The sequence below is a fragment of the Pedobacter panaciterrae genome (assembly GCF_013204795.1).
GTDB classification, from domain to species: Bacteria; Bacteroidota; Bacteroidia; order Sphingobacteriales; family Sphingobacteriaceae; genus Pedobacter; species Pedobacter panaciterrae.
In genome coordinates this window covers 627540-653530 of record NZ_JABMKW010000018.1, presented here as the reverse complement: position 1 = coordinate 653530, position 25991 = coordinate 627540, and the positions used below count along the sequence as shown (strand labels likewise).

Sequence of the window (25991 nt, the reverse complement as noted above, 5' to 3'; positions counted from 1 at the left end):
TGTTAAATCTTAAGGCCCTTTAATTGTTCAATGAATTCAATGAATTTTGAACTTGAATAGTTGGCTGCCCCAGACTCATTATAAGATAGCCTACCTTGCTTATCAAAAACAATTGTTGTAGGCAATGCTCCTTTAAAAAGATTTTCCGGAATATTGCTTGCTACAGAATAAACCGGCATTTGATAACTTCTCTTGTCCATATACTGTTGAGCTTTAGCTAAGTCGCTGTCAGCATCTACCATTATAAATACAACATCCTTATCATTCTTGTATTGTTCATAAAGCTTGTTGATAGATGGCATTTCTGCCAGGCACGGAGGGCACCAGGTAGCCCAGAAATTAATAAAAATTACTTTGCCCTTTAATGAGCCGAGGTCTGTAACCTTCCCGGTCTTGTCTTCGAACTTAATTCCCGACAAATCTGCCGGAGGTGTTCCCTTTGCTATTGGTGCTGTTTTAGGTTTGAACAACCCGATTTCCATTAAGCCCTGCATTAGAAATGCCTTGGCCGAAGGAACAAATAAAATCACCAGAAACAATGCTATAAAGACCGCATTAACAATATTTTTCTTCGTCATCATCTCTTTCATAGCCAGGCAAAGTTACGCGTTTAAAAATAAACGCTAAAAATCCAGCTTAAGTCTTACGCCTGTGCCTATTAATCGCAAATTCTCTTTAGAAACCTCTTTCATTGGAACTTTCATAAAAGGTTCTATTGATACGGCTTTATTTTTAGATATCTTTTGTTTATAGCCAAATGAAAAATTATAGAATCCGATATACCTTCCATCTTTAATTTCAGAATCCTGTGCTGGTTCTACTACCCTTTCATTTACGGCAAATGTCTTAAGCTCCGCCAATCCATCACCACCAGAACTTACAGCACGCTCTACCAATTTTTCCTGAATGTAACTGTTGCTCTGTTTCTGATTAATTACGGCAAATGCAGATACTCCAACATTGGCATACAGGTTTTTACTTAAACGGTACTTCAGTTCAAGCGGAATATCTATACCGGTTACCTTAGCCTCTATTGATTCTAAATTTTTACTTTCGCCAGCAATAGCGGTACTTACAGGAGCAGGCAGGCTTCTTGATGCGGCCATTTCGCTATATGATACGCCGGAGTTTAAGGAGATTTTGTCTGATAAAGCATATCCCATACTTACCCCATAACCCATGTTGAGTTTTTTTGTATTTCCAAATGATGGCGAAACAACAAGTCCCATTTCCCATTTGTCTTCTTTTCGGGGAGCCGATGATTTTGCCAGCACTTCTCCCTGATTCTTTTTGGTTTCATTGTTTAGAAACTCCTGGAAAAGAGTGGTTTTATTTTCCGTTGCTATTGGTTTCGTTTCTGTTTTAACAATCTCTTGCTTAGTATCTGGAACGCGAACCGAAGGCACAACAACGGGATTGGATTTTTCAGCAATTGCTTCTGTAGAGGAGGCCGAAAGGGTATTTAAAGGTTCTTGAGCAGCGGTATAAACAGATATATTATTGCTTTCTCTTACCGCAGCTAATTGCTCATGTTCCTTCTCCACTATCGGCAAATCTGCTTCTTGTACAATGTTCTCTTCAATTTTTACAGAAGGGGCAGGTGTTTCCTTTTGCTTATGTTGTACGTTTTGTACAGGCAATACATCTGTTGTTTTGTTGGTGAAAAGTATAATTGCTGCACCGGCAATAAGTATTACTGCCGCCGCGCTGCTTAAGCGCCACAACCATAATACTTTTGCATTCCTTTTCCCTTCAATTTGATTGAAGTTTTCCCATGAGCCCGGAACATACTCCTCCTCATGCCCTGTCAGACTTTCCTTTATATGAGCTATTAACTCATCTTCAGATCCTTTCATATGTTCAATTGGTTGCATATGAATTAATTAATGTTTTAGAATACAGGTCCCTCAACTTATTCTTGGCTCGTGTAAGGTATACCCTGCTTGAGCTCTCTGGAATGTTCAACATTTTCGATATCTCATCGTGCGAAAAACCTTCAATTTCATACATATTAAAAATAAGCCGGTGTGTTTCCGGCAATTGATTAAGCAGCTTTAAAATGTCTTGCACATTTAATTGCGACACAGCATTGACTTGTGTAAGCGGTTGCTGATCCTCACTAATATCATCAACATACAAGTATGTCCTTTTTGTTCTTAAAAAATCTATTGCTGTTCTTGATGAAATTCTTGCTATCCAGCCCTTAAAGGCCTTTTGTAATTCGGTGTTATCTTTTGGAAAACTAAATTGCGTTATTCCTTTAAAAATCTTTATAAAACTGTCATTTACAAGCTCTTCCGAGTCATTTCTATCGTTAACATAACGCAAAACAACGCCCATTAAATAGCCATAGAATGATTTATAGATCATCTCTTTACTCTTGTTGTCATTCTTCAAACACCCCGCTATAATATCCTCAAGCCCGAGCATTCTTCTTCAGCACAATTAAGAATTCTTCTTATAATCATATCATATAGCGTACAGCAAACCAAATAAATTTAATTTAAGCCGACTTAAATTGCAGGCCGGCTTATTAAATCTTATTGTTAGTGAGTAAAAATAGCTGCTCCAACCTTCATTTCTTCTGTTGTAGCTGCCTTAAGTCCTTTTACCCAAATGGTATAAACTTTTCCGTTCTCAATTTTTTGATCAGCCAACGTTGCAACATCAGCACCGGCAGCGTCTTTAACTTTGAATGATACTTTATCACCAGCATCAACACTTTCAAAGTTACTATATTCTTTAAATTGTTTATTAGTAGCTACTGGCACATCTTTTCCAACTATCGATAAACTTAATGCAGGAGCGTCAGGGCTAAGGTTTATGAAACGAAGTTTCGCTTTACCGGCACCTGGCATGGTAACAGAATCTTTAACCAACAAGAACTTTACTTTATCAAATGAATCGATAATGAAAAGTGAATATGCCTTTTGATCGGCTAATTTTAATTTTTCTGTTAAAACGCTGGTAGAAGATCCTTTTTTGGTGATTTTTACGTCTCTCTCTCCTGAATAAATTTGCTTATAGTCAATTCTGTTGGTGTAAGCAAAATCATCGTTGTTTACCTTGGTATCTCCAATATAAAAATCTAATTTTTCAGTAGTTGGAGAAGCATGGATAACATCCATAGCAGATATCGGTTGTGGTGTATAGTCTATCTTATCCTTTGAACAAGACACCAATACTGCTGAGATGGTAACCGCAGCAATAAGTGTTTTCGATATCGCTTTAAATTTGTTTGAAATTTCCATAATGTACTATCTTTTTAAGGGTTGTTTTTTACGATTAATAAAATAAATGGTTAATGGCCATTAACACTTTTTTTCACTAAAACGACTCTGACCGTCAAAACGCTACACCAGCCTTAAAAATAAATATCCCGCTATGAAAAATTCATGGCGGGATATAAATACATTATAGATTTAAAAGCCTAGATCAGCTCAACGCTTCTGCTTACAAAAGCTGTTAATTCTGCTCCTGTTAACATTCCCTGAGCAAGCAAAGCTAAATCCACCGCTTGTTTAGCAAGCAGGCTCTGTTCTTCCTCGTTATCTGTTTTAAGAATCTTTCCAATCAATTTATGGTTTCCGTTAATAGCAACCTTATAACTGTCGGGCATATTGCCATAGAAGCCCATTCCGCCACCCATTTGTGCCATGTCCTTCATACGACGCATAAACTCATCCATAGTTACCGTAACAGGTAATTCATCCGGATTTAAGCCCACCACCTCTACGTGCATGCCTGGTTTCGTTATTGCTTTTTCAAAAATGCTCGACACCGTTTTACTTTGTTCCTCAGTAAGCACAGACTCAATAGCATCGCCTTTTTCAATTAATTTATCAGCTACGCTCGAATCTACACGCTTTAAAGCAGTTTTTTCAAGCTTTTGCTCCAGGTGACTAACAAAGTGATTATCAATAGCAGAATTCATCAACAACACATCGTAATCCTTTTTGTTGGCCGATTGAATAAAGCTATCTTGTTTTGAAGGGTCGTTTGAGTAGATATAAACTACCTGTCCGTTTTTATCAGTTTGGAAATCTTTAACTTTTTCACGGTATTCATCAAGCGTAAAGTTTTCGTTCTTGGTGTTTGTAAGTAATGCAAAATCTTTTGCTTTGTCATTAAATTTCTCTTCACTTACCATTCCGTATTTTACGAACAGACCAATATCTCCCCACTTTTCTTCATATCCTTTACGGTCTTTGTTAAACAGCTCCTGAAGTTTATCAGCAACTTTTTTAGTGATATAGCTGTTGATTTTTTTAACATTACTATCTGCCTGTAAAAAGCTTCTTGAAACGTTCAAAGGAATATCAGGTGAGTCAATAACACCATGTAATAACATCAAGAACTCCGGCACAATATCTTTTACCTCATCGGTAATAAATACCTGGCGCGAAAACAACTTGATCTTATTGCGCTGCATATCAAAATCATTTTTCACTTTAGGGAAGTACAATACTCCGGTTAAGTTAAAAGGATAATCTACATTCAAATGGATCCAGAACAATGGATCTTCAGAGAATGGATATAATTGCTTGTAAAATGCAAGATAGTCTTGGTCTGACAAATCTGCAGGTGCCTTAGTCCAGATCGGATTAGTTGTATTGATAATATTATCAACCTCAACTCCTATAGTTTTTGGTTTTCCTTCTTCATCTTCACCATCTGGCTCCTGAACTGTTTTTGTTCCAAACTTAATGGGTACAGGTAAAAATTTACCATACTTATCAAGAATCTCTTCTATTTTGTGATTGTCTAAAAACTCCTCAGACTCTGCATTTATGTGGAGGATAATTTCAGTGCCGCGTGTTGTTTTGCTGCCTGCAGTAATTTCAAACTCGGTACTGCCATCGCAAACCCATCTTGCCGGCTCTGCGCCTTCCTGATAAGAAAGTGTTTGGATCTCTACCAAATCAGATACCATAAAGGCCGAATAAAAGCCTAAACCAAACTTACCAATGATCTCATTAGCATCTTTGGCGTCTTTAAATTTCTCTACAAACTCACTTGCTCCCGAAAACGCGACCTGATTGATGTATTTTTTGATCTCTTCGGCAGTCATCCCCAAACCATTATCGGTAATGGTAATGGTCTTCTTTTCTTTGTCAACAGCAACCTCTACTAAAGGGTTACCCAGCTCTCCGCTATACTGACCAAGGGCTGCTAAGCGTTTAATTTTTTGTACCGCATCAACGGCATTTGAAACAAGTTCTCTTAAAAAGATCTCGTTATCGGAATACAGGAATTTCTTGATGATTGGGAAAATGTTCTCCGTGTGAATGGATATCGTTCCTTTTTCTTCTATGCTCATATGTTAACTCATTTTTAAGTACATAGGCTCACTATCAATGGATGTTCCAAATTACTTTTTGTTGTCAAATTGACAGTAAGTAACATTTACACGACATCTTTTTTGTATACTTGAGTATCCTATGATCAACATCTCAACCAATGAACATTGAACTTTTTAAAAAGCTTTTTGAAGAAGGAAGTATTTCCGAAGAATCATTCGAAAAGGTCAAAAACGCCTCCCGAACTACATTGTTTTCCTTGCATTGGGAGGTAAAAACTTTACTTTACCTAGGTGTTATGCTGTTAAGTTCCGGCCTGGGTATTCTCATCTATAAAAACATAGATACAATTGGCCATCAGGTCATTTTATTGATCATTGCTGCCATCAGTGGCGGATGTTTTTTTTATTGCTTAAAAAATAAGAAGCCCTTTAGCAAAGAATTGATAAAATCTCCGAACTCATTTTTTGATTATATCCTCCTTCTGGGCTGCCTTAGCTTTTTATCATTTGTTGGTTATTTGCAATTCCAATATACCGTATTTGGCACCAACTACGGAATGGCAACTTTCATCCCGATGGTTGCATTGTTTTATATTGCCTATGAGTTTGATCATCTGGGTATTTTAGCCATGGGAATTACCAATCTAGCCATTTGGATGGGCGTATCTGTAACCCCAAAGCAATTGCTGTTAAACGCTGATTTTAATAGTCAGACCGTTATATATACTTATCTGTTTCTAGGATTATTACTACTTCTTGCTGCTTACCTGAGCGTCTATTTTAACTTTAAAAAGCACTTCAGGTTTACTTACCAACATTTCGGTGTACACCTTTCCTTTATATCGCTATTAGCAGGCTACTTCTTTTATTATGATTCGGCCTTTTCATTTCTATTCATGGTTGCCCTGTTTGCACTGGCCTTCTACATTTATAAAGATGCCATGAAACATCAGTCTTTCTACTTCTTGTTACTGGTTGTTATCTATACTTATATAGCCATTAGCACCCTCGTAGTAAGGGGGCTTTTCGCGATGAAAGATGATGCATCAATCACCCTTTCGTTTATGTATTTTATTGCCTCTGCAATTGGTATTATATTTCTATTAATTAACCTCAACAAGAAAATTAAAGCCGTATGATTATTTATAACAACATTTGGCTGGCTAATTTATTAATTAGAGAAGAAGCACAAAAGGCCCGTAAAGCAGAAGCAATAAGTATTAACGAGCAAAAGGAAATAGAGGATAAACATCCTGTAGGATTTTATTCTCCTAATATTTTTATCAGAATAGGTCTGTTTATTCTAACCTGCATCATTGTTTCCTTTTCCATTGGATTACTGATGCTTATGGTAAGCGACACGAATGTTATTGACAAATGGGGCTTTTCTTTTTTTGTGGGGATTCTTACTTACATCGCTCTCGAGCTAATGGTAAGAAAAAGCAATCATTTTAAATCAGGAGTTGATGATGCCTTAATGTGGATTTCAGGAGGACTGGTTTTAACTGCATTTATTATACTACAAGCAGATGTAAGCAATAATTTCCCTTATTCACGAATTTCATTCTTTTTATGTTTATTAGCACTATTCTATGCTGTCCGCTTTACAGATATGTTAATGACAGCAATAGGCCTTTTAGCGCTTATTGCCACTATCTTTTTCGTTTGGAAAGACCTTTTTTCATGGGGAATGGCAACCATGCCCTTTTTAATGATGATCGTCTGTTCAGGAATTTATTTTTTATCCAAACGGAGTATCGGAAAAAAAGCTAGCCTCTATTACACCAGCTGTTTATATGTAGTTCAAATTGTAAGTTTGCTTGTTTTATATCTGGCAGGAAATTATTACGTGGTACAATCGCTTAGCCCTGCTAGCGAAGGCATATACAATAGCGCAGAACCGGCTCCTGTTCCCTTTGGATTTTTCTTCTGGGCATGGACTATCCTTATCCCTTTTATTTATTTAGGGCTTGGAATAAAAAACAAAGACGTAATCATATTACGAACAGGCCTGATCCTAGTAGCGGCAGCAGCATTTACTTTCAGAAACTACTACCATCTCATGCCAATTGAAGGTGCGCTTAGCATTGTCGGGATCATCCTGTTGGGGATTTGTTATATGGTAATGAAATACCTTAAAACACCTAAACACGGCTTTACCTATGAAGATTTAGAAGACGGGAATTTTATGGACAAGCTAAAAGTAGAATCACTCATTGTATCTGAAACTTTCTCTGGCACCCAGCCTCAGGGCGAAAATACCAGATTTGGTGGTGGAGACTTTGGAGGTGGTGGCGCCAGTGGTAATTTCTAAAGAAATCGTTATCTTGAGCTAACTTAATGCTTTAAGAATGAACTCTTCCAAATTAAAAGCAATGCAAACCATACATCTTGCATTCTGCCTGGCCATCGTTTTAATGGCAGCCACCTCGTATCTAACCGTTAAAGATCGTCTTTACCTGGATGCTGATTTGAATCAGAATGATATATTCTTCCCGCTATTCCCTTTGATTGGTCTTGTTTCAATTGCATTAGGGCAGTTCCTGTTCAAAAAGCAATTATCTAATCTTCATGGACTTTCTGCAGATGACAAGATCAATAAATATCAAGTGGCTTTTTTAATGCGCACAGCTCTATTCGAACTTCCGGCACTGTTAAATATTGTTGGGTTTCTGGTAAGTGGCAACATTGTGTTTCTGATTGCCGGAGTGGTTTTCTTTATGCTCCTGTTATCAGCAAGGCCAAACAAACAGGCTATTATTGAGGTCCTAAACCTGAACTATCCGGACACAGAAAAATTATAATCGCATGATATATTTCTCTGTATCTTTGCACAATTAATGGAATACAACGTTCACACCTTGCCTAATGGCATCCGCATACTTCATGTACCATCTGCATCAGCAATATCTCATGCCTGTATTATTATTAATAGTGGCTCCAGAGATGAGAACGATGAAAATGCAGGACTGGCCCATTTTATTGAGCACCTGATTTTTAAGCGTACCGAAAAGCGCAGTACAAATCAAATATTAAATAGACTTGAAAGTGTTGGCGCAGACTTAAATGCCTATACCACAAAAGAGTATACATGCATCCATGCTTCATTTCTAAACCCCTATCTGGACAGAACCCTGGAGCTTTTTAACGATATCGTTTTTCATTCTACATTTCCTGAAGATGAAATGGATAAAGAGAAAAGTGTGATACTGGATGAAATAGCCTCCTACCTCGATCAGCCTGAAGAAGCTATTTATGACGATTTTGAGGATTTGGTATTTTCGGGACACGCACTTGGACGCAATATACTGGGGACAACAGAAAGCGTAAGCAAAATCACTCAGAAAGACATTCATCAGTTTATAAAAGAAAACTATCATACAGATAAGATGGTAATTGCGGTATTGGGCAATTATTCTTTAAATAAGGTTGTAAAAGTTGGCGCAAAACACTATTCGGAAATCCCGGCTAACCTGCATACATCAACCAGAGAAACCCCATTAAAGGCTCCTGTTGTTACTAAAACATTCAATAAGCCAATCCAGCAAGCCCATGCAATGCTAGGCTCTCAGGCTTACTCTTTACATCACCCTTATAAAACAGGTCTGTTATTATTAAACAACCTTCTTGGGGGCAATGGAATGAGCTCTATCCTGAACCTTCAAATCAGAGAAAAGTATGGAATTGCCTATACCATTGAATCTGGCTATAGTCCATTAAGTGATACAGGTATTTTTACCCTTTATTTTGGCACTGATAAGGAAAAAGTAAATAAGGCAAGTGCGCTTATTTTTAAAGAACTGAAAAAGCTTCGCGATAATCACTTCAGCGAAGTACAACTCCAAAAAGCTAAGAATAAATTCATCGGACAGATTGCCCTGGGCGAAGAAAACCGAATCGGACTCATTATTTCTATGGCCAAAAGCCTTATCGACTACGATAAAATAGATGATCTCGAAACCGTTTTCAGCAAGATACAGGCAGTATCAACAACAGATATTGGTAATATTACCAATGAAATATTAGATGAAAGTAATCTTAGTGCGCTAACTTTTTATCCTTTAGGGTAATATTTGTATTTTTGCAGAATGAAGTTACCCATTGTAGCATACGGAGATCCGGTTTTGAAAAAAGTATGCGCTCCAATTGATGAGACATACCCGGATTTGGCACAGCTAATCACCAATATGTTCGACACCATGTATAATGCAAGCGGTGTTGGCTTGGCAGCCCCTCAGATTGGGTTACCAATACGCCTGTTTATTGTGGATACTGGCGCCGATGAAAAAGATAAAAACCGTTTTAAAAAGGTATTTATCAATGCTGAAATTCTGGAAGAAACCGGAGAACCATGGGCTTTTAATGAAGGATGCTTAAGTATTCCTGACATCAGAGAAGATGTGACCCGTAAACCAAATGTTCTTATTGAATATTATGATGAGAACTGGGAGCTTCATACCGAAGAATTTACAGGTATGCCTGCTCGTGTTATTCAACACGAATACGACCATATAGAAGGCACTTTATTTACAGATAAATTAGGATTATTGCGTAAAAGAATGCTTCAAAGTAAGTTAGATGCAATTTCTAAAGGCAATATAAAGGCCGATTATAAGATGCGTTTCCCTAATCAACACAAAGGTAAAAAGCGCTAATTATCGGCGCTTCTACTCTTATCTCCCTTAAAGATAGACTGCATTAGTTTACCCCATGCAAATGGATTAAGCAAAGGATTCGTTTGAACCATGTTCTTGTTTAGCGACCTTTCATGATTTGTCCTGAAATTCGTGCTCTGAATTTCTCCACCATCTCTTGGAAGGGTTTGCATTAAACCAGACAGGCTTTCTTGTGAAAGGTTTTTAGCAGCGATAGCATAATCATCGTCTGCTATCTTCATAGACATAAAGTCTCTCGTAAATTCCTCCACAGTTGCCCAGGGATAAACCCGAACGGTAGGAAGGTTGATGATCTCAGCTTTCAGCTTAATCATAGCCGTGTACTTAGTATCATTAATTACAGAGGGAACAGCTAAAAGCAAATCTTTATAACCTACTGCAGTATACAAAATCGTATCTCCGGGATGGGCGATAAAAGAAAAGAAGCCCTTATAATTGGCCGCATAACGCTGCTCCTTGTTTGATAAATTTGTAACCGTAACGTAAGGCACAACAGTATTACTATCCACATCGGTAATAATTCCGGAAAATTGGATCAATTTCTTATCCGTAGTTATTTGCTGTGCAAATACCGAGGAAACGAAAAGAAGCAATATTAAGGTGAACGAATACTTCATGTTACAAAATTAGCTGTATTTGGTAAAACGGCTAGTTAAATAGTGTTAAATCGTTTATACTGGCTCAGCTAAATTTATAGCTACTACTGAAGTAATTTGTGGTACTGCCTTCATAATTGCTTGTTCAATGCCCGCTTTCATTGTCATAAAGCTCATTTTGCAGGATCCGCAGTTACCTAATAATTTTAATTTAACTACATTCTCCGGCGTAATCTCTTCAATCGCAACGTCTCCACCATCCGCTATTAAATACGGACGAATGGTCTCTAGTGCCTGCTCTACTTGTTCTGTTAAATTCATTGGTTATATTTTATTAAAGTATAAAAATAGTAAATTTTTAGCAATTAGCAGTTTGTGCATTATTTATAGCTACCTGCTGCGCTACTTTTCCTGCTATTTCTGCGAATGCTCCAGAAAGCACACTCTCTGTATTTAAGGCTATAGGCGCTCCATTATCTCCTGCTTCTGCAATACTTTGTACAATTGGAATTTCACCTAAAAACGGCACATCAAAAGATTTTGCCAATTCTTTACCTCCATCTTTACCAAAAATATAATACTTATTCTCTGGCAATTCTTCAGGTGTAAAATAAGCCATATTTTCGACAACTCCTAAAACAGGAATATTGATGCCCGGCATTTTAAACATAGCTAACCCTTTTCTGGTATCAGCTAAAGCCACCTGCTGAGGAGTGGTAACGATTACAGCCCCGGTAATTGGAAAGCTTTGCGTAATGGTGATGTGGATATCTCCGGTACCCGGAGGAAGATCTACGATCAGGTAATCAAGCTCACCCCAATCGGCATCATTAAACAACTGCTTTACTGCATTCGAAGCCATCGGTCCGCGCCATGGCACTGGCTGATCAGGATCTGCAAAAAAACCTAGCGACAGTAATTTTATACCATACTTTTCAATTGGCAAGATCAGCGTTTTACCGTCTTGCGTTTCCCTCGCACTTGGCTTTGCACCAACCAGATCGAACATTGTAGGCACAGATGGCCCGTAAATATCCGCATCTATCAGGCCAACCTTTGCTCCATCAGCAGCTAAAGACACGGCCAGGTTACTTGCAACAGTCGATTTCCCTACACCACCTTTTCCAGATGAAACCAGAATGATATTTCTAATGTCTTTTAACTGGGTGCTATCCATTGGCTTGGTTACCCTCGAAGTAATATTGATAGTCACCTCTGCCTCCTGGCTAACAAAATGTTTAATCGAGTTAAGGCAGGCATTCTTAAGCATATCCTTCATAGGACATGCAGGAGTGGTCAGTTCTAAGGTAAAACTTACGTTCTTATCTTCTATTTTTAAGTCTTTGATCATGTTCAAAGTCACCAGATCTTTCTTAAGGTCAGGGTCTTCAACATTTCTCAAGGCAGCAAGGACTTGTTCTTGGCTAATAATCATTGTTACAAATTTAACTAAAACTCCCCAAGCATTCATGGCTCTTCGTTACATTATTGCAAATGGGTGAATAATTTTAATTGACTTTAGCGTTTTTAGTGTAATTTTAACACGAAATAAACATTTGTATTTAACGTTTAGCAATAAAAATTTTATTCTACAGCATGCATCTTCCAAAAATTAATATCCCTAAAAAATACATAAAGATAGGAGCGTGGGTTTTAGGCTGTTTTCTAGTGGTTTGCATTACGGTTGGTGCCATTGCTTACAACAAAAGAGAAGCTTTACTAAAGACAATGATGGCCAAAGCAATTGCCAAGGCCGACAAAGACTTTAATCTGAATATTAAAATTGGAACGGCTGGCTTTAGTGGTCTTAGTACCGTTCACATGACCAATATTACAATTGTACCTAAAGATAGAGATACCTTAACCACCATCAATGATCTAACTGTAGGTGTAAAACTGTTTCCCTTAATTGTTGGCAATGTAAAATTATCTGAAGTTACCCTAAATACCGGCAAAATAAATATTGTATTTAAAGATTCACTTAGCAATCTCGACTTCATTCTAAAACGTAAAAAGAAAGATAGTACAGAGAAAAAATCTAAGGTAGATCTTGGTGATTTAGCCCACAACCTACTTAATCAGTTTCTTTATAAAATACCGGACAACATGGAGGTTAAAAACCTGATGTTAGCCGTTAATGATAACGACACCGCCCATTTAAAGTTCTTAACCACCACCGCAACAATAGACGATGGCGACCTAACCTCTACAATACTTGTAAATGATAAAGACGCAACCTGGCATATAAACGGGAAATTAAAGCCGGGGAAAAAACAGCTCGATGTGATGCTGTTTGCAGACAAAGGTCCTGTTCAGCTTCAATATCTTAATGATAAACTGCACGCTAAGTTTAGCTTTGACACCGTCAGAACAGAGATGAAAAATGCAGACTATAGTGGCGATGCTTTCAAAATAGAAGGCTCATGGTCGGTAAAGAACTTACTTATCAATCATCCAAAAATTGCGTCCAATGATATCGTTGTCCCCGATGCAAAGATTAATGCCGATATGCTTATCGGAGAAAACTACCTTGCACTGGATAGCTCTTCAACAATTCTTTTAAAAAATGCGACGATACACCCATACTTAAAATATACACTATCTCCTAACAAGATCTATGAGGTAAAAGTTCGTGCTCCGGAGCAAGATGCCCAGGAGCTTTTCAACTCTTTTCCGCATGGACTATTCGAATCGCTGGAAGGATTAAAAGTGAGCGGGAAGCTTAAGTACGATCTTGACTTTTATCTTGACAGCTCTTTGCCTGATAGTGTTAAGTTTTACTCGGGATTAACACCTGCAAACTTTAAGATCTTAAAATTAGGTAAAACTAATCTGCAGAAAATTAATAAAGACTTTATATACACACCATACGAGCGCGGAAAGCCGATGCGGGATATCATGATAGGCCCTTCCAATCCTAATTACACCCCGCTTTCAGAGGTCTCGAGCAACTTTAAAAATGCAATATTAACCTCCGAAGACCCTTCTTTCTTTACACATAAAGGGTTCGTTCAGGAATCGATTCGCAAATCTTTTGCAGTAAACTTTAAAGAGAAAAGGTTTGTTCGTGGTGGCAGTACCATTTCGATGCAATTGGTTAAGAACATTTTTTTAAGTCGACAAAAAACCCTTGCCCGCAAAGCAGAGGAAATATTAATTGTTTGGCTTATAGAAAACAACCACCTTATTACTAAAAACAGAATGCTAGAAGTCTATTTTAACATTATTGAAATGGGGCAGAATGTTTACGGTATCGGTGAAGCTACAAGACATTATTTTGGAAAAAGACCGTCAGACCTAAATATTGGAGAAGGCATATTCCTTGCAAATATAGTTCCCCGACCTAAAATAGCCTTATATAAGTTCAGAGGTGATGGTGGCCTCAAAGACTATATGTATCCGTACTTTAAATACATCGGGAACATTATGGCCAAAAGAGGGTTAACTCCTCCTGATACCAGCGGTTATGGCTTCTATAACGTACATCTAAGAGAAGGACTACGACAATATTTATTGCCAGACACCACCACCATTGATACAAATGCTTTTGACAATGATGACCCTCTACCTGCAATAGAAACACATGATGCCTCTAAAAATCTGTTTGACCGGTTATTTGGCGGAGAAGCAAAGAAAGATTCTATTTCAAAACCGAATATAACTGTTGATACAGTGAAGAAAACCCGGAAACAACTAAGAGAAGAAAAAAGAGAGCAGCGAAGAAAAGAAAAAGCCCTGGAAGAGGAGCTCGAAAAGCAGAAAAAAGAAAACTAACAGCCGCCCTCTTATTGGTTAATCTCGTAACTATGAACAAAATTCAAATAGAAGATAAAGAATTCGAAATCTTAATTCAAAATGACAATATCGCTAAGCGAACCCGCTTAATCGGCATCCAAATAAATGTAGATTACGAGAATCGTTGCCCTATATTTATTGGCGTTTTGAACGGAAGTTTTTTGTTTATGGCCGATCTTTTAAAAGAGATTACCATATCCTGCGAAGTCGGGTTTATCAAAGTCTCGTCTTATGAGGGCACAGAAAGCAGTGGTAACATCAGGGAGACCTTTGGTTTGCCTAACGACCTAAAGGATAGAGATGTTATTCTGATTGAAGACATTGTTGATACCGGACTTACCCTCAGTTATATACTTGCTGAAGTATATAAACAAAACCCTGCATCTGTTAAAGTTTGTTCCCTTTTATTAAAACCAGCTGCCCTAAAAAGCCCAATTGAAGAACTGGAATATGTAGGCTTCGAACTCAGTAATGAATTTGTTGTGGGCTACGGACTAGACTATAATGGTCTCGGAAGAAACCTTACTGATATCTACAGAGCCAAAACTGTTGCTCCTCTTTTACCGTAATCCGATATTTTTTTCCCAATTTTGCACCAAACATATTTCTACAAGAATGACCATACACAAAGAAGGATATACCACTATAGCTGTTTCACTACTCTTCATCTTTATAATTAATGCAGTTGTTGACTATAAATTTGCAGACATTACCTGGTTAAGGTGGTTCATTTATATTTTTTCTTTTGCACTGTTTATTACCGTACTACAGTTCTTCAGAAACCCCAGCCGTAACTTTACAACGGGTGATAATCTGGTAATTTGCCCTGCCGACGGTAAAGTTGTAGTGATCGAAGAAACTCAGGAAGGCGAGTATTTTAAAGACAAAAGATTACAGGTATCCATATTTATGTCGCCTGTAAATGTACATATCAACAGAAACCCTATTTCTGGGGTAGTTAAATTCTTCAAATACCATCCGGGCAAATACCTTGCTGCATGGAACCCGAAATCATCAACAGAAAACGAACGTACAACCGTTGTCGTAGAACACAAAAATGGCACTCCGGTATTATTCAGACAAATTGCAGGCGCACTTGCCCGACGCATTGTTTGGTATGTTAAAGAGGGGGATAATGTTGAGCAGTCTGAACAATTCGGCTTTATTAAATTTGGTTCAAGAGTAGATATATTTTTACCAATTGGCACCAAAGTTAATCTTGAGCTCGATCAGGTCGTAAAAGGCGGTATTACCGTTTTGGCTGAACTTTCTTAAAGAATTTGGTATCCTCATAGTTAGCCGGGAACCCCGTCATCTCTCCTATCGTCGAGATGACGACCAGAACCCTCTTTTATCCCTTATTTTCAATAGCAGGAGCATCCGATACCGACCGTTGTGTTGGGTAAGCGAACTCAGATTTATACCGCTCTACTATTTCAATCAGCTTAAAGTTAATTTCTTCTTTTACCTTAACGTACTGGCTGTGCTCCATATTTATCACCAAATACACAACCTGTACATGTAATGCAAAATCGCCGAAATTATCAAAGGTCGCATACCCGTCTTTTGTATTGGCATTTCCATTTAAATATTCATTAATGGCATTTACAATGTTTTTTACGTCTTCACTCTTCGTTTCATAGGTTAGTCCTATCTGAAAGTTTACCCGTCGGTAATTCCTTAAAGTAACATTTTCCAGTACTCCATCAATCATTGCCCTGTTCGGGATAACAATTGTTGTCTTATCCGGACTTATCAGCCAGGTGCTCCTAAAGCCAACCTTTTCTATCGTTCCCTCAACTCCATCAACCTTAACCACATCCCCTACAGTGAAGGGCTTATCCAGAAATATCGTAAAAGAGCCTATTAAATTCTCTAAACTCTCTTTAGCTGCCAGGGCTATAGCTATACCTCCAATGCCTAATCCCGTAATTAATGTTAGCACGTTGATTTCAAAAACAAAACCCAACAGCACAAAGAAGCCTAAAAAGCAGATTAAAGTTTTTGTTAGCTCTTTTAAAAATGGAATTAACTGATCATCAGCCTTGTTATTGGTTAACGATGCCTTATACTTTAAAACATGCGCTATAAAGTCGATTATCCTTAAAATAATCCAGAATATAGATAGAATGATGAAGAACAAAAATATCTTATCGATACAGTCCCCTATAGTCACCTCAAGCTTAGATTTCGCCTTGTGCCATACGATAACATCTAAAGGATATTTTAATTGATTTACGGCAAGGTAAAATGTACAAAACGTAATGAAAGATTCGATAGGCTTTAAAAGCAGCGATACAAATGTGTCGTCTTTAATATTTTCAGCAAATTTTTTAAATGCTGTAAAAATCAAAAGACTAAACAGACGAGATACCAGTCTTTTAAAAATCAGGCCCAATAAAATGAACCCTCCAAAAAGACAGTATTGCTTTACTGTGTTCCCCCAAAATACCTGATCGAAAATATTAATATCCATAGTTTATACCAATTGTTTTAGTGCGATTTCAAAGGCCGTTCTAGACAAGCCGGTTTTAGCTGTATCGTGCTTATAAACAGCCTTCATTGCTTTATATATTACTTCAGATGCATCGGAAAAAATAGCATCATCACTCATTTCAACATTTCTTTGCATTAAATATGCGAATACTCTGGCCATACCGCAATTAGAAATAAAATCAGGAATCACAGCAACGTGATTATCCGCATGTTCCATAATGCTGCCAAAGAAAATTTCCTTATCCGCAAAAGGTACGTTTGCACCACAGGCAATCACTTCAAGCCCACCAATTATCAACTGATCTACCTCCTCTTGCTTTACCAAACGCGAGGCTGCAGCGGGAACAAATATTTCTGCCCCGATGTCCCATATCTCCTTATTGGCATCTTCAAAAGACAACAACGAAGGAGCTATCAGCGTATTGCCTGTTCTGTTGTTAAACAGACCAATAACTTCCTCGGCAGTAAAGCCATTAGTGTTAATCAGTCCACCAACACGATCAATTATTCCAACAATTTTTACGCCATTTTGAGCCAGATAATATCCTGCCGAAGCAGCAACATTACCCCAACCCTGAATAATTGCTTTTTTCCCTGCCAGCTCACCTCCCCAGATCTTATAAAAATGGCCAATTGATTCTGCTACACCGTAACCTGTAATCATATCAGCTACCTTATATTTTCTTTTAATATCCGGAGTGTAGTTCAAGTCCTCAAGAACCTTTGAAACGCCATAGCGTAACTGACCAATTTGATGAATGCGCTCATTCTCTCTAGCCTGATAATGCCCATTGATCACCCCTTCCTGCGGATGCCATAAGCCATAATCTTCAGTTATAGGGATAACCTCATGAATTTCATCAATATTTAAATCGCCTCCGGTGCCATAATAGCTTTTTAGCAAAGGCATTACAGCCTTATACCACCTTTCAAGAACCTGCGCTTTTCTTGGATCTGCAGGATCGAAATTAATTCCGGACTTAGCTCCGCCTATAGGTGGGCCCGAAACGGTAAATTTCACCTCCATTGTTTTTGCTAAAGACTCAACCTCTCTCTTGTCTAGCCCCTTACGCATTCGGGTACCTCCACCCGCAGCACCGCCGCGTAGTGAATTAATAACTACCCAGCCTTCGGCTTCAGATTCCTTGTCTTTCCACTCAAAAACAATCTCAGGTCGTTTATCCTCAAATTTTTTTAATAGTTCTTTCATCAATGTTCCAGTTAGTTCCAGAATTAAACTGACAACATCGTTATACCTTTAGCGGGTATAATGAGGCATTTAGTTAAATCCGATAAGTTAGTTACAGCAAACTTAGATAAAAGCAACTGTGCATTTACGATACATCACTAAAATAATGATAAATCGTAATAATTTACTCGGAACAGAGTGGTTTCGGGGCAAACAAAAAAACCTCCCCGATACAATCGGGAAGGTTAATATGCTTTTTCTAAAGAAATTAAACTCTTTTAGATTTGATACGAGCTGCTTTACCAGTTAACTCACGTAGATAGAATAATTTCGATCTGCGAACTTTACCGTGACTGTTAACTTCAACTTTAGCGATGTTTGGAGAATTTATCGGGAAGATACGTTCAACACCAACACCATTAGACATTTTACGAACGGTAAACGTTTCATTAGCACCAACGCTATTACGCTGTAATACTACACCTTGGTAAATTTGAATACGTTCTTTATTACCTTCGCGAATTTTATAGTGAACACTCACTGTATCTCCTGATTTGAATGCAGGAAACTCATTTTTTGCGATTACCTGCTCTTCAACAAATTTTACTAAATCCATGATTTTAAGCTATTAAGCCGATTTTTTGTTGTTTAAAATCGGACTGCAATATTAGGAATTTTATTTTAGAAATAAAAGCGATTTTTGTTTTTTTCCACATTCTTTATTATTTCCACATATTCAAAAGCAAATCTACTCATTTTTCAGATAAATAATTAGACCGGTAAAGCGTCTGTAAATAGCATGTATCCAGTACTATTCGCTAGGCGCTAACAGACTCAGAGCTATTATATTCCATTATCAACACGCTTAAGTCCTGACAACAAATTTTTGAGTTGGCCAGCTCCCCTATTTTCATATGAAACATAATCTCAAGTTTTCTTACCATTTCGTAAGGAATATCTGCCTTATCCGTAACTTTTAGCTTCCTGTAATTATGAAAAGTATTAGAAGCAATTCCCAGTTCACGTGGGATAATCCTTAGTGCTGCCTTATAATTTGGTAAGTTTAACTTTCTTATTGCTTCATCAATTTTATATTTTCTTTGTTCTTTCATGATATAATCTTGTCAGTTAGTCAGTTTTTTTGAATTTATTCTACACATCATTCCCTACTTTGCTGTAGTTCAGTATTTATCAGCTCATCAAGCGTTTTACCTCTTATTGGCTTATTCAGCAATCCTCCTGTCTGCAGTTCAAATAATGCTCAAACAGCACCACAATTTCATGAGGAATATCCTGAGAATCACTAAAAAGAATGTTCCGATAATTATGAAGCGTGTTGAGTGAGATGCTTAAATATTTGGGCAGTTTTCTAATCGCTTCGCGGCGGTGGCCGATCGATCTTTTTAGCAAACACTCGTTAATCTTGTACTTCCTCGGTGCACTGTCGCTGATCTTTACTTTTTTCATACTTACGTTAGTTTAATTTGGTTATACTTATTTTTTGTATTTTTATCAAAAAAATGTAATGCTATTCATAATTTTATAGCATAAATACACCAAATATTTTAAGTGTTAGCCAAATTTATACGAATTTTTTTATGGCATTAAAGCGGATAGTCGATGAGCTACTCAAAGAAAAAGGCAGATCCATGACCTGGCTTGCTGAAAAAATGGACAAAACCTTTGATGGCCTGAAGCTGAGTTTAACCCGGGGATCAATAAAATATAATGACATTATAACCCTTTCAAAGGTCCTTGACGTACCGCCTGCCACGTTTTTTCAAACAACAGTAATACCGTACAGCAACAAAAGCGTAGAAAGCCTTGTAAGCGATCAAAAAGCAGAGTATACCGATCTAAAGAGCAATTTGAAAAATTGCAAAGAGATGCTTACCGCATTAAAAGATCAAATAAAAGATAAGGATAAAATTATTTCGCTCCTGAGCAAAGGAAACTAGTCTTCGAGTAAATCAGGGCGACGTTGTTGTGTTCTGGCCAAAGCCTGATCATGGCGCCATTCATTAATCTTTGCCTCGTGACCGCTTAATAGCACATCAGGAACTTTATGTCCGTTCCAGTCAGCCGGCCTCGTATAAACAGGAGCATCCAGTAGCTCTCCCTGGAAGCTATCAGACAAAGCCGATGTCTCATCATTCAAAACACCAGGAATAAGCCTTACAATGGCATCAACCAAAACTGCTGCAGGAAGCTCTCCTCCCGACAAAACATAATCTCCGATAGAAATCTCACGTGTTACAAATAAATCTCTTACGCGCTGGTCTATGCCCTTGTAATGACCACATAGAATCATAATGTTGCCCTTGCCCGATAATTCATTTGCAATCGTCTGGTTAAAAGTCACCCCATCCGGGCTCATAAAAATTACTTCATCGTAATCACGTTCAGCCTTTAGCCCTTCTATACACCTGGCAAAAGGCTCAATAGACATCACCATGCCGCTACCACCACCATAAGGATAATCATCTACACTTTTTTGCTTGTTCGTGGCATAATCTCTAAGGTTATGAACCACTATCTCAGCAATACCTTTCTTTTGAGCACGTTGCAAAATAGAGTGGGCAAAAGGGCTATCCAAAAGAGCCGGCAAAACAGTTATAATGTCAAAACGCATGGTGCAAAGATAAAATTAAGGATTGATATATATGTCTAATAAGCCTTCGGGCAAATCAACAAGCATAGTGCCTTCATCCTCATCAATCTCAACAATCATATCATCATTCAAAGGAAACAGGATTTCCTTACTTTGATAGGCTACCGTTGCAACAAATTGCTGAGGGTATTCATTTACCTCAATAATTTCGCCAAGCTCCCCATGTGTTTCATCAAAAACAACAAAGCCTTTTAAATCATTATAATGAAAATCTTCATCAGAACGATCTGGCATTTTTGTTAAAGGCAGATATACCTTTTTTCTTAACAGAGGCTGGGCCTTGTCTATATGATCGATGTCGTCAAAATAGAAATTCCCTGTATTATTAGTCTGAAGCTTATAAGACGATACAAAGAAAGGCACCATTTTGCCATTTATATCAGCAAAAATCACATCAAGTTCCAGTAATTCAGGCTCATCATATTCAAAGAACAGCTGAACCTCTCCCTTTAATCCCTTTGTTTTGGTAATGTATCCTATATAAAACGCTTCTTCTATTTTCATTGGTGTATCGTTAATTTTTGGTCTTGTTGTATTCCTACAGTACCATCACCTCAGCTTCCGTCATCTCTCCTATCGTCGAGATGACGGAAATGAAGATCAGCCTTTCATAAAACCTTTAAATAAAAAAATAGCGAAGAAATCATATAAAAGATTCTTCGCTATTATTCAGAATAACAAAAATACTATGCTTCTTCTTCTTTGCTTTCTTCTGTAGCTTCTGCTGCAGGAGTTTCTTCTGCTACCGGAGCTTCTTCAGTTGCAGCTTCAGCTACTGGAGCTTCTTCAACAACTTCTTCTTCTACAACCTCTTCTACCGGTGCATTTTTAATTGCAAGGGCAGCAGCACGGTCAGCATTTTTCTTAGCTTCAGCAGCTAGAGCAGCTTTTCTAACTTCATCTTTAGATTTAGTTAAGCCCTCTTTTTTGCCTTCAATTTTACCGTCTTTAGCGCTTAACCATTCAGCAAATTTAGCTTCCGCTTGTTCTGCAGTTAACGCACCTTTTTTAACACCACCTTCTAAGTGTTTTTTGTATAAAACACCTTTGTAAGAAAGGATAGCACGACAAGTATCCGTAGGTTCAGCACCTTTGTTTACCCAGTCTAAAGTTTTGTCAAAGTTAAGATCGATAGTAGCTGGATTGGTGTTTGGGTTGTATGAACCTAAACGCTCAATGAATTTACCATCTCTTGGTGAGCGGGAATCCGCTACCACAACGTGGAAAAAAGGTTTACCTTTTTTACCGAATCTTTGCAATCTGATTTTAGTTGCCATTTCTCTTTTAGTTTATGTATTCAACATAGTTCCCGGAGCTTCGTGCTTGCGGGGTTGCAAAAGTAAGTAAAATACTAATGATTAACAAGATGCAATAATTTTAAATTCATTTAACATAACTGTCTCCCCAATTAAAGATATTTGGAGCAAACGATATACAAATGAGAATAGCCATAGACATGGACGAGGTTTTAGCCGATCCGATACACAAATTTATACACCTTTATAACCGGGATTACGGAATCCCGCTCGACTTGATTATTGAACCGGGAAATGAAGTTTACCATCATATGCCCGAGCATATTAACAATAAATGGTTCGATTATATTAATGAAAAGGGCTTTTTTAGAGACCTTCCGCTTATTGAAGGAAGTGTAGAAGCTGTAAAAAAATTACAGGAACATCATGATATATATATCGTTTCGGCAGCAACAGAATTTAGAAACTCTCTTGAAGATAAACTTGACTGGCTGGCAGAACATTTTCCTTTTATTACCTGGAGAAACATCATGTTCTGCGGTGATAAAATTGTTGATGTAGATGTAATGATTGATGACAGGGCTAAAAATTTCGCTGGTTTTAAAGGCCGGAAACTATTATTCTCTTCGCCACACAACTTACTGTTAAAAGATTACGAGCGTGTAGATACCTGGCAGCAGGTTCTGGATAAATTACTGTAACAAATCCACAAAATCATCATCAAACCTAAAAACCAATTAAAAGATGCTAATTACAACAACCAATTCAGTAGAAGGCAAAAAAGTAGTTAAATACATAGGCCTTGTAAGTGGCGAAACCATTATCGGTGCCAATATTTTTAAAGATCTTTTTGCCGGAATACGAGACATCGTTGGAGGCAGATCGGGATCGTATGAACAAGTATTAAGAGAAGGTAAAAATACTGCGATTAATGAAATGCAGCAATACGCAGCCGCAATGGGTGCAAATGCCATAATCGGAGTAGATTTAGATTATGAAACAGTAGGTAGCGGCGGCAGCATGTTAATGGTTGCTGCAACAGGAACCGCTGTAGTAATAGAATAATAAACAAAGGCCCTAAAATTTAGGGCCTTTGTTTATTATAGTGACAATATCTCTACCAGTTTTAACCAGGCAGGACTTATTTCTTTTGCATCAATATGCTTAATAGCATGATTAAATGGCGTAAAAACAATCTCTTTATTCTTTTGTCCAACCATTACGCCTGTCTGTCCGGCTAAGATCCCCTCTACAGCAACCACACCTAAGCGGCTAGCCAAAACTCTATCCATGCAGCTTGGCTTACCTCCACGCTGAATATGGCCCAGTACAGAAACCCTGATGTCATACGCCGGAAATTTCTCTTTAAGAACCTCGCCAACATTAAAGCCGCCACCGATCTCATCACCTTCGGCAACAATAATTATTTTCGATGCCTTATCCTTACGTCCGGTCTCAAGTCTGGTAACCAAACCATCAATACCCATATTTGCTTCAGGTATCATAATCGCCTCAGCACCTACCCCTATTCCACTTCTTAAAGCAATAAGACCAGAATCACGGCCCATCACTTCAACAATAAATAAACGGTCGTGAGATTCTGCAGTATCTCTGATTTTATCTACAGCATTAATAACGGTATTAATTGCAGTATCATAACCTATTGTAAAATCAGTTCCTTCCAGATCATTATCAATAGTTCCAGGCAAACCTATAACAGGATAATCAAATTCGTGTGTAAACAAATCTGCTCCCGTAAAAGTACCATCACCACCAATAACAATTAATGCGTCTATGTTATTTTTCTTTAATTGATCGTACGCCTGTTGCCTTCCTTCTTTGGTTCGGAATGAATCACTCCTTGCCGTTTTCAAAATCGTTCCTCCACGTTGAATGATATTTGCTACCGACTTACGGTCCATTTCAATAAAGTCGCCATTCACCAGTCCTTCGTAGCCTCTTAAAATACCAGTAACTTGTAAATCGTAGTAAATTGCTGCCCTTACTACTGCTCGTATTGCAGCGTTCATTCCGGGAGCATCGCCTCCAGATGTTAATACACCTATGTTTTTAATCTTATTCATTTGGTTTTTCAGCTTGTTTGAATTTATCTAAACCACTTTGTAAATATGCAGCATATTCTTTTGCATCAAAAATCGCCCCCTGTGGTTTAACTAAGGGAATTAAATCATGTCCTGCCAATACATAGAAAGGCTGAGAGTTAGATCCATATTTTGTAGCCTGGAAATCACCGTTCCACTTGCCCAGATCATCTGTTGTTGTTCTCAGAATCTCCGAATAATGAACTTTTTCCTTCGGCATTTTAATTTTGCGCTCATCTACATAAAGCTGTATTAATACGTATTCGTTAATTATACGTCCTACCTCGGCATCTATCCATACTTTATCTTCCATTTTGCGGCAGTTCACACATGCCCAGCCTGTAAAATCTATCATAACAGGCTTGTTTACCTTTTTAGCATAAGCTAAGCCTTCTTCCAGATCAAAAAACGGAGTAAAACCAATTGGTTTTTTAAATACATCATCGTATTTCACTTTAGAAGGAAACTCGGTATCCACTTTTGATTGCGATGAGCCGTTCCCGTTAAGGATAAAATCCTGAGTATTCATTGGCGGTGCAAGGCCACTTAAAACGCTTACCGGCGCGCCCCATAAACCAGGCACCATGTAAATGGCAAACGAAAACGAAAGTATGGCAAGGAATAATCGTGGTACCGATACATATGGCAGATCACTGTCGTGCGAAAACTTGAGTTTCCCCAATAAATAAATACCCATTAAGAAGAAAATCACGATCCACAGCACCAGGAACACCTCACGGTCGAACCATTCCCAATGCCAAACCAAATCGGCAGCAGAAAGGAATTTCAACGCTAAAGCAAGCTCAAGGAAACCAAGGCAAACCTTCACGCTATTCAACCATCCCCCTGATTTAGGCATGCTGCTTAAAAAGCCAGGGAAGATCGCCGACAAGGTAAATGGAAGCGCTAGTGCCAGCGAGAAACCAAACATCCCTACAGCCGGGGCAAGTAACTCACCTTTTGAACTCGCATCTACAAGCAAAGTTCCAATAATAGGTCCTGTGCACGAAAAGGAAACCAAAGCCAGAGATGCAGCCATAAAAAAGATGCCTCCTAAACCTTTGCTGTTATCTGCCTTATTGTCAATTTTATTAACGAAAGAACTTGGTAATGTAATCTCAAATGCGCCAAAAAAGGAGATGGCAAAAACGACCAGTAGAATAAAGAAGAAGAAATTAAACAGTCCGCTACTACTCAACGCGTTTAGGCCTGCCGATCCAAATAATACCGTAATTAACAGCCCGAAAGCAACATAAATAACAATAATAGAGAGGCCGTAAATAATTGCCTGCCCAATTCCTTTATTCTTGCTGCCCGCCCTTTTGGTAAAATAACTTATGGTAAGCGGCACCATTGGGAAAATACAAGGCATTAAAAATGCTAAAAACCCACCAACAAGACCGGCGATAAAAGTTTGCCAAAGTGTTTTCTTATGATTAGCCTCATCAGATACAACAGCAGTTGCCGGCTTATCCTTTGCCTGATCTATAGATGCACTCTGTGCTATAGTATCTTTTTTTACCGTGTCTTTTACAATGTTGTTTACTGCACTATCCTGAGCAGAACCAACTTCCGTAAAAACCAGATCATCCGTTCCGGTTGAATCCTGAACCTGAGTAGCGGCAAATCCATGCCCCGTCATTGTTACAATAAAAAGAAAGAACAAGCTCAGTACTAAAAGTGTTTTTTTCATCCGCATTCCTATTACCTATTTTAAAACCCATGAAAAACCCCGCCATTATATTCATTTTCATGATGAGGGCGTGAAATTACTTATAATTTTTTATTTAAAGACGGTGTTGTAACCGCTAAGCGTTAATTTTACTATTAGCTAATAATCCCTTAAAACCCTTGAAATAAAAAAAGGGTGCTCTGAAAACTCAAAACACCCTTTTCTTTATCTGTATC

At 38.0% G+C, this 25991-nt stretch carries 29 protein-coding genes; 11 read left to right on the top strand and 18 right to left on the bottom strand.

Annotated features, from left to right (window positions below; translation table 11 throughout):
- Positions 1-2: 2 nt before the first annotated feature.
- The 5 genes from HQN86_RS18605 to htpG all read right to left on the bottom strand — a co-directional run bounded on the left by HQN86_RS18605 (position 3) and on the right by htpG (position 5320).
- On the bottom strand, positions 3-590 hold the full coding sequence (locus tag HQN86_RS18605; protein WP_172662379.1) for a TlpA family protein disulfide reductase: 588 nt from the start codon (positions 588-590) through the stop codon (positions 3-5).
- A 33-nt stretch (positions 591-623) separates the two neighbouring features.
- Positions 624-1874, bottom strand: coding sequence for a porin family protein (locus tag HQN86_RS18600; RefSeq protein WP_172662378.1), 1251 nt, complete (start codon positions 1872-1874; stop codon positions 624-626).
- A complete protein-coding gene (locus HQN86_RS18595) occupies positions 1861-2397 on the bottom strand; it encodes an RNA polymerase sigma factor (protein WP_235207316.1) in 537 nt (178 codons plus the stop codon). Before HQN86_RS18595 ends, HQN86_RS18600 begins: the two co-directional genes overlap by 14 nt.
- A gap of 149 nt (positions 2398-2546) precedes the next feature.
- Complete coding sequence (locus tag HQN86_RS18590; protein WP_172662377.1) at positions 2547-3251, bottom strand: DUF4397 domain-containing protein; 705 nt, start codon at positions 3249-3251, stop codon at positions 2547-2549.
- 179 nt (positions 3252-3430) lie between these two features.
- Positions 3431-5320 (bottom strand): molecular chaperone HtpG, encoded by a 1890-nt coding sequence (gene htpG, locus HQN86_RS18585; RefSeq protein WP_216854444.1) that lies wholly within the window; start codon positions 5318-5320, stop codon positions 3431-3433.
- Positions 5321-5460: 140 nt separating this feature from the next.
- Here htpG and HQN86_RS18580 point away from each other — a divergent pair, with 140 nt between their 5' ends.
- The 5 genes from HQN86_RS18580 to def are packed head-to-tail and all read left to right on the top strand — an operon-like array spanning position 5461 to position 9957.
- Positions 5461-6441 carry a DUF2157 domain-containing protein gene (locus HQN86_RS18580; protein WP_172662376.1) on the top strand — a complete coding sequence of 327 codons (981 nt, stop codon included), beginning with the start codon at positions 5461-5463 and terminating at the stop codon, positions 6439-6441.
- Entirely contained in the window at positions 6438-7616 is a 1179-nt protein-coding gene (locus tag HQN86_RS18575) for a hypothetical protein (protein ID WP_172662375.1), read from the top strand. Before HQN86_RS18580 ends, HQN86_RS18575 begins: the two co-directional genes overlap by 4 nt.
- Positions 7617-7653: 37 nt before the next feature.
- Positions 7654-8106: a hypothetical protein gene (locus tag HQN86_RS18570; RefSeq protein WP_172662374.1), complete on the top strand. Its 453-nt coding sequence runs from the start codon at positions 7654-7656 to the stop codon at positions 8104-8106.
- 36 nt (positions 8107-8142) lie between these two features.
- Positions 8143-9372, top strand: coding sequence for a M16 family metallopeptidase (locus HQN86_RS18565; protein WP_172662373.1), 1230 nt, complete (start codon positions 8143-8145; stop codon positions 9370-9372).
- 18 nt (positions 9373-9390) lie between these two features.
- Entirely contained in the window at positions 9391-9957 is a 567-nt protein-coding gene (gene def, locus HQN86_RS18560) for a peptide deformylase (protein ID WP_048908101.1), read from the top strand.
- Here def and HQN86_RS18555 read toward each other — a convergent pair.
- From HQN86_RS18555 to HQN86_RS18545, 3 genes are read right to left on the bottom strand one after another with little or no spacing between them, the layout of a single operon-like run.
- The gene (locus HQN86_RS18555; RefSeq protein WP_172662372.1) at positions 9954-10595 is read right to left on the bottom strand and encodes a peptidase associated/transthyretin-like domain-containing protein; all 642 of its coding nucleotides are present in this window, start codon (positions 10593-10595) and stop codon (positions 9954-9956) included. The genes def and HQN86_RS18555 overlap by 4 nt on opposite strands.
- Before the next feature lie 54 nt (positions 10596-10649).
- Complete coding sequence (locus HQN86_RS18550; protein WP_048908103.1) at positions 10650-10895, bottom strand: NifU family protein; 246 nt, start codon at positions 10893-10895, stop codon at positions 10650-10652.
- Between the two features lie 37 nt (positions 10896-10932).
- Entirely contained in the window at positions 10933-12009 is a 1077-nt protein-coding gene (locus HQN86_RS18545; protein WP_172662371.1) for an Mrp/NBP35 family ATP-binding protein, read from the bottom strand.
- Positions 12010-12170: 161 nt separating this feature from the next.
- Between HQN86_RS18545 and HQN86_RS18540 the strand changes: the two genes are divergently transcribed.
- The 3 genes from HQN86_RS18540 to HQN86_RS18530 are packed head-to-tail and all read left to right on the top strand — an operon-like array spanning position 12171 to position 15644.
- Entirely contained in the window at positions 12171-14348 is a 2178-nt protein-coding gene (locus tag HQN86_RS18540; protein WP_172662370.1) for a transglycosylase domain-containing protein, read from the top strand.
- Between the two features lie 32 nt (positions 14349-14380).
- Positions 14381-14938 (top strand): hypoxanthine phosphoribosyltransferase, encoded by a 558-nt coding sequence (hpt, locus tag HQN86_RS18535; protein ID WP_172662369.1) that lies wholly within the window; start codon positions 14381-14383, stop codon positions 14936-14938.
- 46 nt (positions 14939-14984) lie between these two features.
- Positions 14985-15644, top strand: coding sequence for a phosphatidylserine decarboxylase family protein (locus HQN86_RS18530; RefSeq protein WP_172662368.1), 660 nt, complete (start codon positions 14985-14987; stop codon positions 15642-15644).
- A 76-nt stretch (positions 15645-15720) separates the two neighbouring features.
- Here the strand turns inward: HQN86_RS18530 and HQN86_RS18525 are convergent, their stop codons facing one another.
- From HQN86_RS18525 to HQN86_RS18505, 5 genes are all read right to left on the bottom strand, one after another.
- Positions 15721-16845: a mechanosensitive ion channel family protein gene (locus tag HQN86_RS18525; RefSeq protein ID WP_172662367.1), complete on the bottom strand. Its 1125-nt coding sequence runs from the start codon at positions 16843-16845 to the stop codon at positions 15721-15723.
- 3 nt (positions 16846-16848) lie between these two features.
- A complete protein-coding gene (locus HQN86_RS18520; RefSeq protein ID WP_172662366.1) occupies positions 16849-18075 on the bottom strand; it encodes a Glu/Leu/Phe/Val dehydrogenase dimerization domain-containing protein in 1227 nt (408 codons plus the stop codon).
- Positions 18076-18322: 247 nt separating this feature from the next.
- On the bottom strand, positions 18323-18670 hold the full coding sequence (gene rplS, locus HQN86_RS18515) for a 50S ribosomal protein L19 (protein ID WP_048908108.1): 348 nt from the start codon (positions 18668-18670) through the stop codon (positions 18323-18325).
- Positions 18671-18872: 202 nt separating this feature from the next.
- Complete coding sequence (locus HQN86_RS18510; protein WP_172662365.1) at positions 18873-19166, bottom strand: hypothetical protein; 294 nt, start codon at positions 19164-19166, stop codon at positions 18873-18875.
- A 115-nt stretch (positions 19167-19281) separates the two neighbouring features.
- The gene (locus tag HQN86_RS18505; RefSeq protein ID WP_172662364.1) at positions 19282-19521 is read right to left on the bottom strand and encodes a hypothetical protein; all 240 of its coding nucleotides are present in this window, start codon (positions 19519-19521) and stop codon (positions 19282-19284) included.
- 131 nt (positions 19522-19652) lie between these two features.
- Here HQN86_RS18505 and HQN86_RS18500 point away from each other — a divergent pair, with 131 nt between their 5' ends.
- On the top strand, positions 19653-20012 hold the full coding sequence (locus HQN86_RS18500; protein ID WP_172662363.1) for a hypothetical protein: 360 nt from the start codon (positions 19653-19655) through the stop codon (positions 20010-20012).
- On the opposite strand, the gene trmD is transcribed toward HQN86_RS18500, so the two are convergent.
- The 3 genes from trmD to HQN86_RS18485 form a co-directional block, all read right to left on the bottom strand.
- Positions 20009-20686 (bottom strand): tRNA (guanosine(37)-N1)-methyltransferase TrmD, encoded by a 678-nt coding sequence (gene trmD / locus HQN86_RS18495; protein WP_172662362.1) that lies wholly within the window; start codon positions 20684-20686, stop codon positions 20009-20011. The two genes, HQN86_RS18500 and trmD, sit on opposite strands and share 4 nt — an antisense overlap.
- A gap of 15 nt (positions 20687-20701) precedes the next feature.
- Complete coding sequence (gene rimM, locus HQN86_RS18490) at positions 20702-21229, bottom strand: ribosome maturation factor RimM (protein WP_048908112.1); 528 nt, start codon at positions 21227-21229, stop codon at positions 20702-20704.
- Positions 21230-21411: 182 nt separating this feature from the next.
- Entirely contained in the window at positions 21412-22002 is a 591-nt protein-coding gene (locus tag HQN86_RS18485) for a 30S ribosomal protein S16 (protein ID WP_172662361.1), read from the bottom strand.
- Between the two features lie 161 nt (positions 22003-22163).
- Between HQN86_RS18485 and HQN86_RS18480 the strand changes: the two genes are divergently transcribed.
- Together HQN86_RS18480 and HQN86_RS18475 are read left to right on the top strand one after the other, a co-directional pair.
- Positions 22164-22682, top strand: coding sequence for a 5' nucleotidase, NT5C type (locus HQN86_RS18480; RefSeq protein WP_246269689.1), 519 nt, complete (start codon positions 22164-22166; stop codon positions 22680-22682).
- Between the two features lie 43 nt (positions 22683-22725).
- The gene (locus tag HQN86_RS18475) at positions 22726-23046 is read left to right on the top strand and encodes a YbjQ family protein (protein ID WP_048908115.1); all 321 of its coding nucleotides are present in this window, start codon (positions 22726-22728) and stop codon (positions 23044-23046) included.
- Positions 23047-23081: 35 nt separating this feature from the next.
- On the opposite strand, the gene pfkA is transcribed toward HQN86_RS18475, so the two are convergent.
- Positions 23082-24065 carry a 6-phosphofructokinase gene (pfkA, locus tag HQN86_RS18470; protein ID WP_172662360.1) on the bottom strand — a complete coding sequence of 328 codons (984 nt, stop codon included), beginning with the start codon at positions 24063-24065 and terminating at the stop codon, positions 23082-23084.
- Positions 24058-25776: a protein-disulfide reductase DsbD family protein gene (locus HQN86_RS18465; RefSeq protein ID WP_172662359.1), complete on the bottom strand. Its 1719-nt coding sequence runs from the start codon at positions 25774-25776 to the stop codon at positions 24058-24060. Before HQN86_RS18465 ends, pfkA begins: the two co-directional genes overlap by 8 nt.
- Positions 25777-25991: the final 215 nt, after the last annotated feature.